At 49.1% G+C, this 273-nt stretch carries 1 pseudogene; it reads right to left on the bottom strand.

Going from position 1 to position 273, the window contains the following annotated elements:
• Positions 1–273, bottom strand: a pseudogene (locus tag FTW16_RS14415) (sigma-54-dependent Fis family transcriptional regulator); the annotation flags it as partial.

Genomic DNA, 273 nt, shown 5'->3' with positions numbered 1-273 from the left:
GATTTTGTAGACTGCTTGCATGGGTAAACAAGAGCCAATGAAATTATGAAAGCGGTTACGATCGAACTTACTCTGGATGTCGTCGACAAGGTTTTCGAGCTTAGTTCTACGCAGGTGGAGGTTGATTGACGTTCTCAGGCGGTCGGCCTGAATGGGTTTCTCTAGAAAATCTTCTGCGCCACGTTGAATGAGGTCAACAGCGATATTCACGGAACCATGCGCAGGTGCGACTCCAACGGCCGTGGGAATGCCATTATCGCCGATCTTCCCAAA

The sequence above is a fragment of the Vibrio sp. T20 genome (assembly GCF_007858795.1).
Taxonomy (GTDB): domain Bacteria; phylum Pseudomonadota; class Gammaproteobacteria; order Enterobacterales; family Vibrionaceae; genus Vibrio; species Vibrio satsumensis.
Note: the sequence above shows the minus strand (reverse complement) of the source record. Positions and strands in the feature narration are given on the sequence as shown.